General features: G+C 31.2%; 17 protein-coding genes. All 17 read left to right on the forward strand.

Going from position 1 to position 16,569, the window contains the following annotated elements:
- The first annotated feature begins 106 nt into the window (after positions 1-106).
- Complete coding sequence (gene hrcA, locus KTC94_RS00110) at positions 107-1,153, forward strand: heat-inducible transcriptional repressor HrcA (RefSeq protein ID WP_165413731.1); 1,047 nt, start codon at positions 107-109, stop codon at positions 1,151-1,153.
- Between the two features lie 49 nt (positions 1,154-1,202).
- Positions 1,203-1,868, forward strand: coding sequence for a nucleotide exchange factor GrpE (gene grpE, locus KTC94_RS00115; protein WP_258280651.1), 666 nt, complete (start codon positions 1,203-1,205; stop codon positions 1,866-1,868).
- A 108-nt stretch (positions 1,869-1,976) separates the two neighbouring features.
- Positions 1,977-3,833 carry a molecular chaperone DnaK gene (dnaK, locus tag KTC94_RS00120; protein ID WP_216301797.1) on the forward strand — a complete coding sequence of 619 codons (1,857 nt, stop codon included), beginning with the start codon at positions 1,977-1,979 and terminating at the stop codon, positions 3,831-3,833.
- 345 nt (positions 3,834-4,178) lie between these two features.
- Entirely contained in the window at positions 4,179-5,303 is a 1,125-nt protein-coding gene (dnaJ, locus tag KTC94_RS00125) for a molecular chaperone DnaJ (protein WP_165413733.1), read from the forward strand.
- 57 nt (positions 5,304-5,360) lie between these two features.
- The gene (gene prmA, locus KTC94_RS00130) at positions 5,361-6,296 is read left to right on the forward strand and encodes a 50S ribosomal protein L11 methyltransferase (protein ID WP_165413734.1); all 936 of its coding nucleotides are present in this window, start codon (positions 5,361-5,363) and stop codon (positions 6,294-6,296) included.
- Between the two features lie 69 nt (positions 6,297-6,365).
- Positions 6,366-7,118: a 16S rRNA (uracil(1498)-N(3))-methyltransferase gene (locus KTC94_RS00135; RefSeq protein ID WP_216301800.1), complete on the forward strand. Its 753-nt coding sequence runs from the start codon at positions 6,366-6,368 to the stop codon at positions 7,116-7,118.
- Positions 7,119-7,289: 171 nt separating this feature from the next.
- Entirely contained in the window at positions 7,290-7,640 is a 351-nt protein-coding gene (locus tag KTC94_RS00140) for a histidine triad nucleotide-binding protein (protein WP_258280652.1), read from the forward strand.
- Positions 7,641-7,848: 208 nt separating this feature from the next.
- Positions 7,849-8,025, forward strand: coding sequence for a 30S ribosomal protein S21 (gene rpsU, locus KTC94_RS00145; protein ID WP_165413737.1), 177 nt, complete (start codon positions 7,849-7,851; stop codon positions 8,023-8,025).
- A 340-nt stretch (positions 8,026-8,365) separates the two neighbouring features.
- The gene (gene yqfC / locus KTC94_RS00150; RefSeq protein ID WP_165414659.1) at positions 8,366-8,650 is read left to right on the forward strand and encodes a sporulation protein YqfC; all 285 of its coding nucleotides are present in this window, start codon (positions 8,366-8,368) and stop codon (positions 8,648-8,650) included.
- Positions 8,634-9,800 (forward strand): sporulation protein YqfD, encoded by a 1,167-nt coding sequence (gene yqfD / locus KTC94_RS00155; protein WP_220319467.1) that lies wholly within the window; start codon positions 8,634-8,636, stop codon positions 9,798-9,800. Before yqfC ends, yqfD begins: the two co-directional genes overlap by 17 nt.
- 80 nt (positions 9,801-9,880) lie before the next feature.
- On the forward strand, positions 9,881-12,010 hold the full coding sequence (locus KTC94_RS00160) for an HD family phosphohydrolase (RefSeq protein WP_220319468.1): 2,130 nt from the start codon (positions 9,881-9,883) through the stop codon (positions 12,008-12,010).
- Between the two features lie 16 nt (positions 12,011-12,026).
- Positions 12,027-12,527 carry an rRNA maturation RNase YbeY gene (gene ybeY, locus KTC94_RS00165; protein ID WP_216301804.1) on the forward strand — a complete coding sequence of 167 codons (501 nt, stop codon included), beginning with the start codon at positions 12,027-12,029 and terminating at the stop codon, positions 12,525-12,527.
- A gap of 63 nt (positions 12,528-12,590) precedes the next feature.
- On the forward strand, positions 12,591-13,289 hold the full coding sequence (locus tag KTC94_RS00170; protein ID WP_165414663.1) for a diacylglycerol kinase: 699 nt from the start codon (positions 12,591-12,593) through the stop codon (positions 13,287-13,289).
- 146 nt (positions 13,290-13,435) lie between these two features.
- Complete coding sequence (locus KTC94_RS00175) at positions 13,436-13,834, forward strand: cytidine deaminase (protein ID WP_216301805.1); 399 nt, start codon at positions 13,436-13,438, stop codon at positions 13,832-13,834.
- Between the two features lie 54 nt (positions 13,835-13,888).
- The gene (gene era, locus KTC94_RS00180; RefSeq protein WP_165414665.1) at positions 13,889-14,770 is read left to right on the forward strand and encodes a GTPase Era; all 882 of its coding nucleotides are present in this window, start codon (positions 13,889-13,891) and stop codon (positions 14,768-14,770) included.
- Positions 14,767-15,549, forward strand: coding sequence for a DNA repair protein RecO (gene recO, locus KTC94_RS00185; protein WP_165414669.1), 783 nt, complete (start codon positions 14,767-14,769; stop codon positions 15,547-15,549). Before era ends, recO begins: the two co-directional genes overlap by 4 nt.
- Before the next feature lie 64 nt (positions 15,550-15,613).
- The gene (locus KTC94_RS00190; protein WP_216301806.1) at positions 15,614-16,222 is read left to right on the forward strand and encodes a DUF4342 domain-containing protein; all 609 of its coding nucleotides are present in this window, start codon (positions 15,614-15,616) and stop codon (positions 16,220-16,222) included.
- Positions 16,223-16,569 lie beyond the last annotated feature (347 nt).

The following is a 16,569-nucleotide window of genomic DNA, read 5'->3' on the forward strand; positions in this document are numbered from 1 at the left end:
TAAATTAAAAAATTAAGGTTATTGACAAATACATTAGCAAATGATATTTTTAATACATACTCGTTAGCACTCAACTGTAGTGAGTGCTAATAAAAGAGGTGATATTATGGAAATGGATGAAAGAAAAATTAAAATACTTCAGGCTATAATTACAGATTATATAAATAATGGTGAGCCTGTTGGATCCAGAACCATAGCTAAAAAGTACGATTTAGGTATTAGTCCAGCTACTATAAGAAATGAAATGTCAGACCTCGAAGAGCTGGGATATATAGAACAGTTGCATACATCATCTGGTAGAAAACCATCAGATAAGGGTTATAGATTATATGTTGATAGACTTATGGAACTTACGAAATTATCCAATGAGGAAGAATATATGATCAAAAATCACCTTATTAATGCTGCTTTATATGAGGTTGATAAAATCGTTAAGCAAGCTACACAAATGCTTTCTCTTCTTACAAATCTTACATCTATAGTTAAGGCACCATCTGTTCAAAAGAGCTGTATAAAATATATTCAGCTAATGAATCTAGATGCTGAGAGTATTTTGTTTGTAATTATTACAGACAGTGGTATCATCAAAAATAATGTTATTAAGATTAGAAAACCTATTGGTAGTGATAGCATTGCAAAACTTAACAATATGCTTAATTTTAGATTGAGAAAGCTTACAATTGAGCAAATAAATTTAGAAGTTATTAATAATTTAAAAAGAGATTTAGCATTTTATCAAGAAATTTTTGATGGAATTATTCCAGCTCTATATGATAGTTTGTCTGGTGTTGAGACTTCAGAAGTATATATTCAGGGTGCTGCAAATATATTTAACTACCCAGAATATAACAATATTACTAAAGCTCGTGAGTTCTTAGTTTTAGTAGACAATAAAGAGAGTATAAATAGTTTACTAGGAGTAGGGGACATTACAGGTAATATTACAATTAAAATTGGTGGAGAAAATTTTGTTGAATGTGCTCGCGAATGCAGCATTATAACAGCTGTTTATAGCGCGTCCGGAATACCGCTCGGATCTATTGGCGTTATAGGACCAACAAGAATACCTTATGGAAAAGTTATATCTGTACTAACTGGGATAGTTAAAGAATTAAATGATAATATAGCTCAAATTTATGATGATCATAGATAAATTTTAAAATTAAAGATTTACTTTGAGCCAGAAATGGAGGGATGATTTAGTGAATACAAATAATCAGGAAATTTTAAAAGAAGATTTAAAAGAAGAAAACACATCAATACCTAATAATGGGGCTTCAAGCTCAGTTGATGAAGCTGGCGAAAGTCAAAGCACTATGGAAGAGACAGAGGGTTCTATAGAGGAAACTGCAGAAGAAGCTGAAATAGTAGAAGAAGTTGAAGAACTTTTAGAAAGTGAAAAAGATATGAAAAAAAATAAGAAAAAATTAGAAGAAGAAAACATTAAATTACAGAGTGAGCTAGATGATTTTAAAGACAAATATTTAAGGACATCTGCTGAATATGAGAACTTTAGAAAAAGAACAGTAAAAGAGAAACATGGTATATACACAGATGCTTGCGCCGATGTTTTAAAAGAGGTTTTGCCAGTACTTGATAACTTAGAAAGAGCACTTTCTGTTGAAGGAACTGGGGAAGATCTAAGAGTCGGTGTGGAGATGACGGTAAGACAATTTAATGATGCCTTTACTAAATTAGGGGTAGAAGAATTAGTCTCAGAAGGTGAATTTGACCCAAATCTTCATAATGCAGTAATGCATGTTGAAGATGAACAATATGGAACTAATGAAATAGTAGAAGTATTCCAAAAAGGTTATAAAAAAGATAACAAGGTATTAAGGCATAGTATGGTTAAAGTTGCAAATTAAAGATTTGCATTATAAAAAAAATATTATAAAAAAATATTATAATAAAATATAAGAATTATAACAATTATAATTGTTATGGTCTAAAAGGAATATGAGGAGGAAATAATAATGGGAAAAATTATAGGAATAGATTTAGGTACAACAAACTCATGTGTAGCAGTTATGGAGGGTGGAGAACCCGTAGTAATTTCTAATTCAGAGGGTGCAAGAACTACACCATCTGTAGTTTCATTCCAAGCTAATGGAGAAAGATTAGTAGGTCAAGTAGCAAAGAGGCAAGCAATTACAAACCCAGACAAAACAATAATGTCAATTAAAAGAGAAATGGGTTCCAATCATAAAGTAGATATTGATGGAAAATCACATACACCACAAGAAATTTCGGCGTATATTTTACAAAAAATAAAAGCTGATGCTGAGGCTTATTTAGGAGAAACAGTTACAGAAGCTGTAATAACTGTACCTGCTTATTTCAATGATAGCCAAAGACAAGCAACAAAAGACGCAGGAAAAATAGCTGGACTTGAAGTTAAAAGAATAATAAATGAGCCAACAGCGGCAGCTCTAGCTTATGGTTTAGATAAAATGGATGTTAACCAAAAAATATTAGTATATGATTTAGGTGGCGGTACATTTGATGTATCTATATTAGAACTTGGTGATGGTTTATTCGAAGTAAAATCAACTAATGGTAACACTAAACTTGGTGGAGATGACTTTGACGAAAAGGTTATGAATCACATAGCCGACACTTTTAAAGCGGATAATGGAATAGATTTAAGAAATGATAAAATGGCACTTCAAAGATTAAAAGAAGCTGCTGAAAAAGCTAAAATTGAATTATCATCATCAATGCAAACAAATGTTAATCTACCATTTATTACTGCAGATGCAACAGGTCCAAAGCATATAGATATAAATTTAACAAGAGCTAAGTTTAATGAGTTAACTCACGATTTAGTAAATGCTACAATAGAACCAATGAAAAAAGCACTTGCAGATGCAGGGTTATCACTTAATGAAATAGATAAAATTGTACTTGTAGGTGGTTCAACAAGAACACCAGCAGTTCAAGAAGCAGTTAAAAACTTTACTGGAAAAGATCCTTCAAAGGGAGTAAATCCAGATGAATGTGTAGCACTCGGTGCAGCAGTTCAAGCAGGAGTATTAAGTGGGGAAGTTAAAGATGTTTTACTTCTTGACGTAACTCCATTAACACTAGGAATTGAAACTCTAGGTGGAATAGCTACTCCTTTAATTGAAAGAAATACTACAATCCCAGCTAAAAAGAGTCAAGTATTCTCAACAGCTGCAGATGGTCAAACATCAGTTGAAATTAACATTGTTCAAGGTGAGAGACAAATGGCTGCAGGTAACAAGACTTTAGGAAGAGTTACTCTTTCAGGAATTGCTGCAGCACCAAGAGGAATTCCACAAATAGAGGTTACTTTTGATATAGATGCTAACGGTATAGTCAATGTATCAGCTAAAGATAAAGGAACAGGAAAAGAAGCTAAGATAACAATTACAGCATCAACTAATTTAAGTGATGATGAAATTGATAAAGCAGTAAAAGAAGCAGAAAAATTTGCAGAAGAAGACAAAACTAGAAAAGAAGAAATTGAAGTTAAGAACAATGCAGAACAGTTAGTATACCAAACTGAAAAAAGCTTGACTGAGCTTGGAGAAAAAGTAACAGAAGATGATAAAAAAGATATTGATGCTAAATTAGAAGCTCTTAAAAAAGTTAAAGATGGAGAAGATATAGAAGCTATAAAGAAATCTACTGAAGAATTAACTGAGGCTTTCTATGCAGTAACTACAAAAATATATCAAGCAGAAGCAGAAAAAGAGCAAGGAGCAAACCCAGGCGAAACTAACGCAGATGGAAATGATCATAAAGATGACAATGTAGTGGATGCTGACTTTAAAGTAGAAGAAGATGAAAAAAAAGAAGATAAATAATTAGTAAAATCAATTTAAAATAAGGGATGGGTAACTACCCTTCCCTTATTTTAATGACATTTCAGGAGGAAAGACTCCCACTTATATAAGTGGGAGTTAAATACCTTAACAAGAATAAAACTTAAGTGGGAGTAAAAATATCCCTATGAAGTCATTGATATGCAGCTTCGCAGGATATGATTTAATGTACACAGCTCCGCAGGAGATGAGTTATGTAAAGAAATATTAGCAATATGCATAGAAAAACTATATAATAGTGATGGTTAAATTATTTTAAGGATTACTTTATATTAGAGATTAGTTTATAATATAGAAGTATATATATTTTAGGTGGTGAAGAGCTAGATGTCAAAAAAAGATTATTATGAAACTCTTGGCATAGAAAGAGGTGCCAGTGAGGAAGAAGTTAAGAAAGCTTTTAAAAAGGGTGCATTAAAGTATCATCCAGATAGAAATCCAGATAATAAAGCGGCGGAAGACAAATTCAAAGAAATGAATGAAGCGTACCAAGTTTTATCTGATTCAGAGAAAAGATCAAGATATGATCAATATGGTACAGCTGATGCAAATGGAGCAGGCTTTGAAGGTAGCTCTGATTTTTCAGGATTTGGTGGTTTTGGAGATATATTTGGCGACATATTTGGAGGTGGAGGATTCTCTTCAAGAAATCAGAATGGACCTAAAAAAGGTGCAGATTTAGAATATAATCTAAACCTGCATTTTGAAGAGGCCGTTTTTGGGGTAGAAAAAGAGATATCCATTACAAGAAATGAAAAATGTGGGGATTGCAGTGGTAGTGGTGCTAAAGCCGGTACTTCGCCTAAAACATGTGATAAATGTGGGGGAGCTGGGCAGATAAAAGTACAGAGAAACACTGCCTTTGGAAGTTTTGCTAGCATGAGCACTTGTGATAAGTGTGGTGGCAAGGGTCAAATGATTTCTGAGCCATGTAAAACTTGTCATGGTTCTGGGAAACAGAGAAAAAACAAAAAAATTAAAATTGATGTTCCAGGTGGAGTTGATACTGGAAATGTTATGCCTCTAAGAGGTCAAGGGGAACAGGGTGAAAAAGGTGGCCCATCAGGAGATTTGTATATAAATATTAGAGTAGCTCCTCATAAAAGTTTTAAGAGGAATGGAACTGATATTCATATAGAATCTCATATAAGCTTTGGGTATGCAGCTATGGGAACTGAGATTAAAGTGCCAACCGTTGATGGAGACGTTAAATACAAGGTTCCAGGAGGAACACAATCTGGGACTGTATTTAGACTTAAGGGTAAGGGAATACCTAGAGTAAACGGACATGGAAGAGGAGATCAATACGTAAAGGTTATTGTTGATATTCCAAAAGCGATGAATGATAAGCAAAAGGAAGCTTTAAAACTATTTATGGAAGCTAGTGGCGAGAATGTAGATTTTTTTGAAGAAAATAAAAAGTCTATTGTAGATAAAATATTTGGCAAATAATAATAAAAACTCCGTTTTGTAAAACGGAGTTTTTTATTATAAATAAGGAGATTAATAATGAATAAAGATTGGATTGAAGTAACTATAATAACAAGTAGTGAGGCTGTTGAAGCTGTATCTGCAATGCTATACAATACGGGAGTCGAAGGGGTCTCTATTTTAGATCCTTTAGATTTGATTTTTAGACGGGATCATACTACAGATTGGGACTATTTTGATGAAACTATTATAGATACAAAGAGTGGGGTTGTAATTAAGGGATACTATAAAAAGGATGAAAAATTTGAAAAGCACTTAGAAGATATTAAAGCAGGGGTAAATAATTTGCCAAAGTGTGGGTTAGACAAAGGTGCTGGATCTGTAACGGCAGATAAAGTAAATGAAGAAGACTGGGAAAATAACTGGAAAAAGTATTATAAACCAATAAAGGTAGGGGAAAAGATAGTTATAAAGCCTATATGGGAAGAATACAATAAAAATACTGATGAAATAATTGTGGAACTAGATCCAGGTATGGCTTTTGGAACTGGATCTCATGAGACTACTAGAATGTGTATAAAGGCACTTGAGAGGCACGTGGACGCTAACTCAACAGTTTTTGATATAGGAACAGGTTCTGGGATATTAGCTATTGCTGCAGCTAAGCTTGGGGCTAAGAAAGTCATAGGAGTTGATTTGGATCCAGTAGCAGTAGACTCTGCAAAACAAAATGTTAGCTACAATGATATAGGTAACATTGAAATATTATACGGAGACTTAATGGAAGTTGTTAAAGGAAAAGCGAATATAGTTATAGCTAATATAATGGCTGATATAATTATATTTTTGACGCAGCAAGTTAAGGCGTTTATAGTGGAAGGTGGATATTTTATATCTTCGGGGATAATTTTAAGTAAAAAAGATGATGTAATAAATAAGTTAACTGAGTGTGGCTTTAAAATTGAAGAGATAAATATAGAGGGTGAATGGGTTTGCATAGTTGCAAAGTTATAGCAAAATAAGGTGCATGAAAATAGACCAGTATATTTATTTGAATGTACCAAGGCTTAAGGAGAATAAATAATGCATAAATTTTTTGTATCAAAAGATAGTATAGATGGAAACAATGCCGTTATTGATGGTGAGGATGTAAAACATATATATAAGGTATTAAGGCTTCAAATCGGGGATAAGGTAAGTGTTAATAACTGTGAAGGTAAAGAATATGTAGGTGAAATAACCTTTATAGATAAAAAGGCAGTAAATATAAATTTATTAGAAGAAAATTCTATAAATAATGAAAGTCCTATTGAAGTACACTTATTTCAAGGTATGCCTAAATCAACAAAAATGGATTTAATAGTTCAAAAAAATACGGAACTTGGGGTTAAAGCAATAACACCTATAATTACAGAGAGAGTAGTAGTTAAAACTGATCTTAAGGAGTTTAAAAAGGTGGATAGATGGAATAGGATAGCACTAGAAGCCTGCAAGCAGTGCAAGAGAAGTCTGGTGCCTCAAATAAATGTTCCTATAGGGTTTGACAACTTATTACAAGAACTAAAGTACATGGATTTAGTAGTGGTTCCCTATGAAAATGAAGAAGGTTATGGTATAAAAAAATTAGTAGAAAATATGGAGAAAATACATATTAATAAAGTTGCTATTGTAATAGGGCCAGAGGGTGGATTTGAAGAAAGTGAAATATTAAAACTTAAAGAAATAGGAGCAAGGATCGTTACTTTGGGACCGAGAATACTTAGAACTGAGACTGCAGGCTTTACATGTTTAAGCCTTATAATGTATGAACTGGGAGACTTGGGAGGGAAGGTGTAATGAAAGTTGCAATCGCTACCTTAGGATGTACGGTAAATTAGTATGAATCAGAAGCAATGATAGGAAGTGCAAGAATTATAAAAATTTTGAGCAATAAATATATGTAGCAGGAGAAAAAAAAATTATGTTGAATATTATAATATAACTAAGGTTATGCAAGGAGGTGATTATGTGGAAGAGGAAGATTGTATTTTTTGTAAAATAGTAAAAAAGCAAATCCCTTGTGAAATGGTTTATGAGGATGAAAAAGTTATAGGATTTAAGGACATAAGCCCTGAGGCACCAGTACATGTTATAATTATTCCAAAGCAGCATATTGCTGACTTAAATTGCTTAAAACAAGAGGAATCAGAAATAATAGGTCATATATTTATTGTCGCAAAGAAAATTGTAAAAATTCTAGGAATTGCTGATAGTGGATATAGAATTATAACTAATTGTGGAGAACAAGGGGGACAAACCGTTCAACATATACATTTTCATCTGTTGGGTGGAAGAATGCTTAAGTGGCCACCTGGTTAGCATATAAGGTTTATTCAAACAAATAATGAGGCGGTATTCTAATTTACTTTACAAAATGTTGAATTTTTAAAAGTATTTTATATATAACAAAACAGCAATGAAAATGTTGACATAATGTAAAAGTGTGTTGTATAATAAAAAATGTGCTATTTAGGCCCCGCATTAGCTGCTTTTAAATTGAATTGAGCTAGCGGAGGGAGGGATAATGATGTCAGAAATTAAGGTTGGAGCAGACGAGACAATTGAGAATGCTTTAAGAAGGTTTAAGAAGAAGTGCGCAAGAAGTGGAGTGCTCGGAGAAGTAAGAAAAAGAGAACACTATGAAAAACCAAGCGTTAAGAAAAAGTTGAAATCAGAAGCTGCAAGAAAGAGAAAATTTAAATAAAATTTTTAAAATGGAAACAGGCAATGTTAGAGTGCCTTCCTCAGCAGTTAACTAGATTAGAAATTATAGAGCTATTCAAAAAGGCAGTTGTGTAATTGGTGGAAATGGCATAAAATACATTGAAAAAATTATGTTTGCCTTATTGCTTAAAGTTATAAGTAATGCAGATGGTAAGCTTATTAGTGAAATAGTAAAATAGTAAAATAGTATTTGAATAAATGAAAGACTCAGCGATTGCTGAGTCTTTTTTTTATTGAAAAAAATTATAAAATTTAAAAACTGTAATTTGTTAGACTTTTTTTTCATAAATTTAATATGAAGTATTTTATGAGGTGAGTGTATGGATAATAAATTTTATAAAACGAAAGAAATTATAGCAAGTAAGTTAGAATTGCCAAGAGATATCCTGTTAGATTTACCGAAAATAACTATTTTAGCTAACAGTGAAATAAATATAGAAAACCATAAGGGTGTAGTAATCTTTGAAGAAGAAGAAATAAAAATAAATTCCAATGTGGGTCCGATTTCGATATACGGTAAAAATTTTAAAATACTATTTATAGGGGGAAACACAATAACTTTGAGTGGCAACTTTAAGTCGGTTGTGTATGAAAGTCATGAATAATTTTAAAAAATATAAAAAAGGTAATATCACAATGGAAATACAATCATTAATGCCAGAAAAGTTTATAAATTTATTGTGGAGAAATGGTATTCAAGTTAAGAACATAAAAAAAATAAATATAACAACTGTAGTTTTAGAAGTGAGATTAAGCGACTATGGAGAGATTAGTAAAGTGGCAAAACGAACAGACACTAGAGTTAAAATTATAGTAAGGAGCGGAGCAGCATTTTTTTTAATAAAGTTAAGAAGTCGATCTGCACTTCTACTCGGAGTAATCTTGTTTGGGAGCGTAATATATTATTTATCTACATTTGTATGGAATATAGAAATCAATACGGAAAATTATATAAGCCCATATGAATTGCGTCAACAAATTAAAGGTTTTGGGATAAGACCAGGACTTAAAAAGAAAAATATAGATGTTTATGATATTGAAAATAAAATCACAAGAAGTAATGATGAAATAATGTGGGTAAAAGCAAGGATTGACGGTGTTAAGCTAAAAGTTGATGTAATAGAAAGACAATCACCGCCTATTATAATTAGTAACCAAACACCCTGTAATTTAGTAGCAAGCAAACATGGTATGGTAGTTAGAGTATACACTACGGAAGGTACAGCCGTTGTAGAAGCCGGGAAAATGATACAAAAGGGGGAGCTGTTAGTTAAAGGAGAGCAGGGCAAGGAGGGAAATGTTTATCCTGTACATGCGAAGGGGGAAGTTATAGCAAAAACTTTTTACGAGGAGATTAAAGAAGTCCCATTAAACAATATATCAAAGGTTAAAACAGGAAACAGTATAAGCAATTTATATATTAAATTTGCAAATAAAAAAATTTATCTAAAAAATAACATAATTCCATATAGTAATTATGATAAAATAGAAAATAACAGTAAGTTTATAAAAAAAGAAATCTACTATGAAATTGAAGAAAAAAATATACCTGCGGATGAGGGTAAGGTAGTAGAGGGGATGTATTCTAATATTTTAAAAAATTTAGACAAAAGTGTAAAAATAATAGATAAAATTAAAGATGTAAAAAAGGAGAAAGATAAGTATCTAATAAGAGTGGTGGTAGTTGCTGAAGAAAATATTGCTTCAGAAGGAGAAATAACACCCGAAAAAGTGAGTATACCCGAAAAAAAATAGTGCATCTCAAAAAACATTAAACATTAAGAAAGAAAATATGTTTTTATAGTTTACTCGAGAAGAAAAGGTGGGGATGGGATATGAAAAATATAAGGGAACTTATGAAGCTTAATAAAGCAAAATCATATTTGATTTTTATAGTTACGGCGATTATAATGTATTCAATTTTAGTAACAGCTTTAGTTCCAAAAAAGTATACAATAAATGTGGGAAGTATTGCAAAAGTAGATATAAAAGCTCCTAGGGAAGTTGAAAATGAAGGAGCCACAGAAATCAATAGAACAAAAGCTGTAGAGAGCGTAGGAAAAAGAACAATTAAAGTTTCAGTAAATGACAAGGCTATAGAAAATATCGGTAAATTATTTTCAGCAGTGTCCCAGTTAAACACTAGTAAATCATCCACAAGTAATAGCGTAGACGCATCTAAAAAAACATTATCGGAAGAGGAAAAAATAGATTCACTCAAAAAGAGCAACCCAATTCCTAATTTTACCGATGAGAATTATCAGACTTTAGTAAATTTAGAAATTAAAAAAGCCAAGGAATTAGAAATATTTCTTAAAGATACGATAACAACCCTTTATGATATAACCACAATAAATGAAAATAAACCCGAGGAAATTATATTGGCAAAGGGGATTATTGCTACACTTATTAATAACTCAAATTTTCCTAAGGAAATAAGAACAATAGGGATGTCTATCGCAAATGTAGAGGTTCGTCCTAATTCAATTTATGATAAAAAAAGTACAGATGTGTTAATAGAAGAAGCAAGGAAAAGTGTTAAACCTGTTATGATTAAGAAGGAACAGATCATTGTAAAAGAGGGGGAACCAATAACCTCTGAGCAAAAGGCACTTTTAGAATCCTTAGGGCTTCTAGATAATACTAGTAATTTTGAATGGTCATTATATACAAGTGTAGCAGCGCTTGTATGTCTAGTAATATTACTTCAATGGTTTTATTTATATAAGTATCATACGGCAATTTTTAATGATACAAAAAAATTAGTTATGATTAATCTTCTTAGCATCATAGCTATACTACTGGCTAGAACATTAGGTATAATTTCTTTGTTTGTAATTCCATTAGCCTGCGTGCCAATGCTTATGACCATTTTAATTGATGATGAAGTATCAATAGCTCTAAATATTCTTAATTGCATTCTAATTAGTGTTGCAGTTAATTTTAATTTTGAAATAACAATATTAGCTGTGCTAAATTCTATTGTTGGGGTTATGATATTAAAGAAAATGCAACAAAGAAACGATATATTATATTCAGCTATATATATTGCAATAATAAACCTTATGGTGTATCTATCTATGGGATTTTTGCTAAGCAATAGTATAATTGATGTTTTAAAAAAGGCAGGACTAGTGTATCTCGCAAGTCTTATATCTGGAGTACTTACTATAGGATTTTTGCCGTTTTTTGAAAGCTTTTTTGATATAGTGACTACAGTGAAACTTTTGGAACTATCAAACCCTAATCACCCACTACTAAAGCGGCTACTTTTGGAGGCTCCAGGAAGTTATCATCATTCTGTGCTTGTAGCTAACTTGTCAGAGGTTGCAGCAGAAGCTGTTGGAGCGAATCCTGTTCTTGCAAGGGCTGCTGCATATTATCATGATATTGGGAAGATAAAGAGACCATATTTTTTCAAAGAAAATCAATTAGGAAATGATAATCCACATGAGAGAATAACTGCAAATTTAAGTACACTTATAATTATTTCTCATGTAAAGGATGGGTTAGAGCTTGCAAAAGAATTTAAAATACCTAAAGTAATTCAAGATATCATTAGGCAGCATCATGGGACGACTTTAGTTAATTATTTTTATATAACTATGAAAAATTCTAGTGACAATCCAGATGAAGTTAAAGAAGAAGATTTTAGATACCAGGGACCGAGTCCTGAAAGCAAGGAAGCGGCAATTATAATGTTGTCAGATATAGTGGAAGCAGCTGTAAGATCAATTCCAAATCCTACGAAAGGTAAAGTTGAGGAAATGGTTAATAAGCTAATAAAAAGCAGACTTAATGATGGACAACTAAATAATTGCGATTTAACTTTAAAAGATTTAGAAAAGATAAGAAAGGCATTTTTAAAAGCGCTTTCTGGAATATACCATGAGAGAATAGAGTATCCAATGGACAAATGGCAAAAAGATAAGGAACATGAAGATAAAAAAATGAGGCTAGAATAAAGGAGTAAAAATAAGTATGATTTTTATTGATAATAGGCAAAATAAGATTGAAGTTTCGAGTGAACTTGAAACTGTTATAAAAAATGTCATTGAGTATACGCTTAAAGAAGAAAAACTTTTTATAGATAATGAGGTAAGTGTTATCTTTATTGACAACGAAGAAATCAGAAAAATAAACCTAGAGCATAGGGGAATAGATAAAATTACAGATGTGCTATCTTTCCCTATGTTACATTATCCAGAAAATAAGGTGTTTAAAGATGTGTATGTAAATTATGAATTTGACCAAAGTGATTTATATGATGAGAGGCTAGTAATTGGGGATGTTGCATTATCCCTGGAAAAAGCGAAGCAGCAAAGTGAAGAGTTCCGTCATTCATTTACTCGCGAATGTGCGTATCTTACAGTGCATTCAATTTTACATCTGTTAGGTTATGACCACATGGAGGAAGACCCAAAAGATATTATGAGAAAAAGAGAAGAAGAAATATTGAACAATTTTAAAATATCTAGGTAGGATACACTTATGGTTAGTTTCATGTGTCTTACTGCATGAGAATATTTTTAAAGGTGGTTAAGGATGAAGGTTAAGAAATTAGTTGATAGTTTTAATTATGCTATTGAAGGAATCATATATTCCATTCGCACGCAAAGAAATATGAAGATACATATGTTAACTACAATAGTAGTGCTTACTGCCACTTTTTTTTATGATTTGTCAAAGATTGAACTTTTAATTATTACTATGACTATAACAATGGTCATAGTTGCTGAAATGATAAATACGGCAGTAGAATGTGCCATAGATGCTACAACAAATTTTTATCATCCACTAGCCAAAATTGCTAAAAATGTCGCTGCTGGCGCAGTACTAGTAACCGCTATAAATTCAGTCTTAGTTGGTTATGTGATATTTTGGGATAGAATAACTCCTTTTAACATGACAGTTATGTTAAAACTTAAAAAATCTGACCCTGACATGATCTTTTTTATGCTGGTTATAATTTGCATTGCTACAGTAATAGTTAAGGCAATTTATGGAGAAGGAACACCACTCAGAGGAGGAATGCCTAGCGGTCACAGTACCATAGCTTTTTCAGTAGCTACAGCCATAACATTATTAACGAATGAACCTTTAATTATGGTGTTATCATACTTGCTAGCTGTAATTGTTGCACAAAGTAGGGTTGATTCAGAAATTCATTCTATCTTGGAAGTGGTTTTTGGTGGTGTTTTTGGGACTTTATTAACATTGCTACTATTTAAAATTTTAGGATAATTAATTTTTTTATGTCTAATGACTAATATCCGAAATATAATTATAATATTATTGAAATACTAATATTTAGTGATATAATTGGTATACGTGATTTTTCGTGTATATGTGAAGAATAACTGTCAAATTATTTGAATAGGAGTGTACTAATGGATTATAAAAAGTTAGCTAGAATAGCAATAGATGCTAGAGCAAATGCATATGTGCCATATTCGAAATTCAAGGTAGGCGCAGCAGTTGTTACTGAAGATGGGTCAATATATACTGGATGCAATATTGAGAATGCTTCCTATGGAGCTACTAATTGTGCCGAAAGAACAGCAATTTTCAAAGCTGTATCTGAGGGGCATAAAAAAATCAAGGCTATTGCTATAGTTGGAGATATGTCAACTAATACCTATCCATGTGGTATTTGCAGACAAGTTATAGTAGAATTTGCCACAAATGATATTGATATTATATTAGTAAAAAATGAAGAAAATTATATAATTAAGACTATGGATGAAATTTTACCAGGTGCTTTTACTAAAGAAGATTTATTAAAGTAAGATAACAAATAATTAATAAATACTATTTACTAAAGATAATCAAAAGGAGGATATATGTTTAAATCGGGATACGTAACTATTATAGGACGACCTAATGTAGGAAAATCTACATTAATAAATTATATTATGGGGGAGAAATTATCAATTGTGTCTAATAGACCCCAAACTACAAGAAATAACATACAAACCATTTTAACTACTAAAGAATCTCAAATAATATTTGTAGATACTCCAGGAATGCATAAACCTAGACATAAACTAGGAGAATATATGGTTAAAGTAGCAAAGCAATCTGCTAGTGAAGTAGATGTTATATTATTTATAACTACGCCAGGAGATGAAATTGATAAAGGTGATATGCATATTCTTGAACAATTTAAAGATACTAAGATACCCGTGTTTTTATTAGTTAATAAGATTGATGAGAATACTCAAGAGAGGGTAGCTAAAACTATTCAAGGTTATTCTGAGTATTTTAATTTTAAAGAAATAATACCAATTGCAGCTATAAAAGGTAAAAATATTGATATAGTTACTAAACTTGTAGAAGAGCACATTCCAGAGGGACCTTTATATTACCCAGAAGATATGATTACAGATCAGCAAGAAAGATTCATTATTACTGAAATTATAAGAGAAAAAGCTTTGAAATTATTATCGCAAGAAGTGCCTCATGGAATAGCAGTAGAAATTATTTCTATGAAAAGAGATAAAAAAGAGATCTACAATATTGAAGTTAACTTGCTTTGCGAAAAAGATTCTCATAAGGGAATAATAATTGGAAAAGGTGGAAAAACCCTAAAACAAATTTCTACTTATGCAAGACAAGATATAATGAAATTATTAGGAGAAAACATACATCTGAGATTATGGGTAAAGGTAAAGAAGGAATGGAGAGATACTTCGAGTATTTTGAAAGAGTTAGGATATAAATAGGGGATGATTTTCTGTCAATTTTAAAAACTAGGGCCATTGTTATAAAGACACAAGAGTTTAAAGAGACTGACAAGTTAGTTTGGCTTTTTACTGAAGAATTTGGAAAAATAACAGCCATAGCAAAGGGAGCCAGAAAAAATAAAAGCAGATATATATCATCGACCTTACCTTGCTGCTATGGAGAATTTGTGCTTTTTAAAGGGAAAAATTTATATACAATAAATGAAATTACAATTATAGATTCTTTTCAGCAATTATTAAGGGACCTAGATACAATTACTTATGCCTCGTATTTTAATGAATTAATTGATATAACAATGGAGAATGAAGAGGTTAATAAAGAACTTTTTATAAATTTAGTTACTGCCTTTTATTTCATAAAAAATGACGTTATGGATATAGAAGTCCTAGCCAGAACTTTTGAAATAAGAATTCTAAAGGCAACAGGTTATGCATTAAATTTTAACTACTGCGTTAAATGTAGAAAAAAAATAACCATGTCTAATAACATTGATTTAATATCTTATGGTCCAATTTGTAAAGAGTGTGAAAAATTAAATAGTATATATATTTCAAATCCTACATATAATACATTAAAATTCTTAAACAATTTTGGTATGGATAAAATTAATAGAATTATTGTTTCAAAAACATCCAAGCTCGAGTTGTATAAAATTTTATCCTTTATTATTTCCCAAAATTATACACGTAAGCCGAAGAGCTTAGAAATGTTTAATTACTTAATGACATTTCAAAAGGAAAGTCGCCCACTTTTATAAGTGGGTGAATAACAATGAATAATTGTTATTTACAACTGGACAAATTATAAGGAGGAATATTTTAATGGCAGAAATTACACTAGAGAAGATTGATATTGTTAAAGAACGAACAGGAGTTACGTACACTGATGCTAAGGAAGCATTAGAAGAATGTGATGGTGATGTAGTTAATGCTTTGATTTATATCGAAGCAAAACAAAAAAAAACTGAAAAATTTAATATGAAAGAAATGTACACGACTAAGGATGAATTTGTAACTTGGATAAAAAATACAGCACGAAAAGGAACTGTAACAAGAATAAAAATAAAAAAAGATGAAACTGTGATTATAGATATACCTGTTAATGCTGGTATTGCAGCAGGTCTCGTTGGATTATATATGCCCTCTTTAATTGGCATAGGATTATTAACAGCAGTAATCACAAAGGTTAATATTGAGATAACTAAAGAGGACGGTTCTGTGGAGTTTATTAATACTATTATTAAAAACACAGTTGAAGAAGTAAAAGGCAAAGTGAGTGATATAAGTGAAGATGTAATAGAAAAAATTAATGAAACAAAAGACAGTCTTAGCAAAGGTAGCAAAGATATCAAAGATAGCAATAATGAAAATGTATATCAATATACTGTTAAATTTGATGAGCAGAAAAAAGAAGAAGAAAAGAGTAACTAATGTATTCTCTTTTCTATATTTTAAAACTTTGATCAATGCTATTTTCACTTATATAAAGCCAGCAACTTATTAGTTGCTGGCTTTATATAAGTGAAAATCTAACTATATCTTAAACAAAAAGTGATTAAATCATGATACATTTGATTGTAAAAACGTGGTATAATGTTAGGAAGGGTATGTAAAAATTTAGTATAACATCATTTTGTGGAAACGTTTTATTTCAAATATATACCATTTTAGAAAGCCTGAGTAAGGTTAAATAATCTTCTGCGAAGCTGTAACATTAACGAATTCATAAGGAGACTTTCCTTCCGAAATCTCGTTAATATGGTGTTAATTGTAGTTAA

Origin of the sequence: Clostridium sp. CM028 (assembly GCF_030585565.1) — a bacterium.
GTDB lineage: Bacteria > Bacillota > Clostridia > Clostridiales > Clostridiaceae > Clostridium_AD > Clostridium_AD estertheticum_B.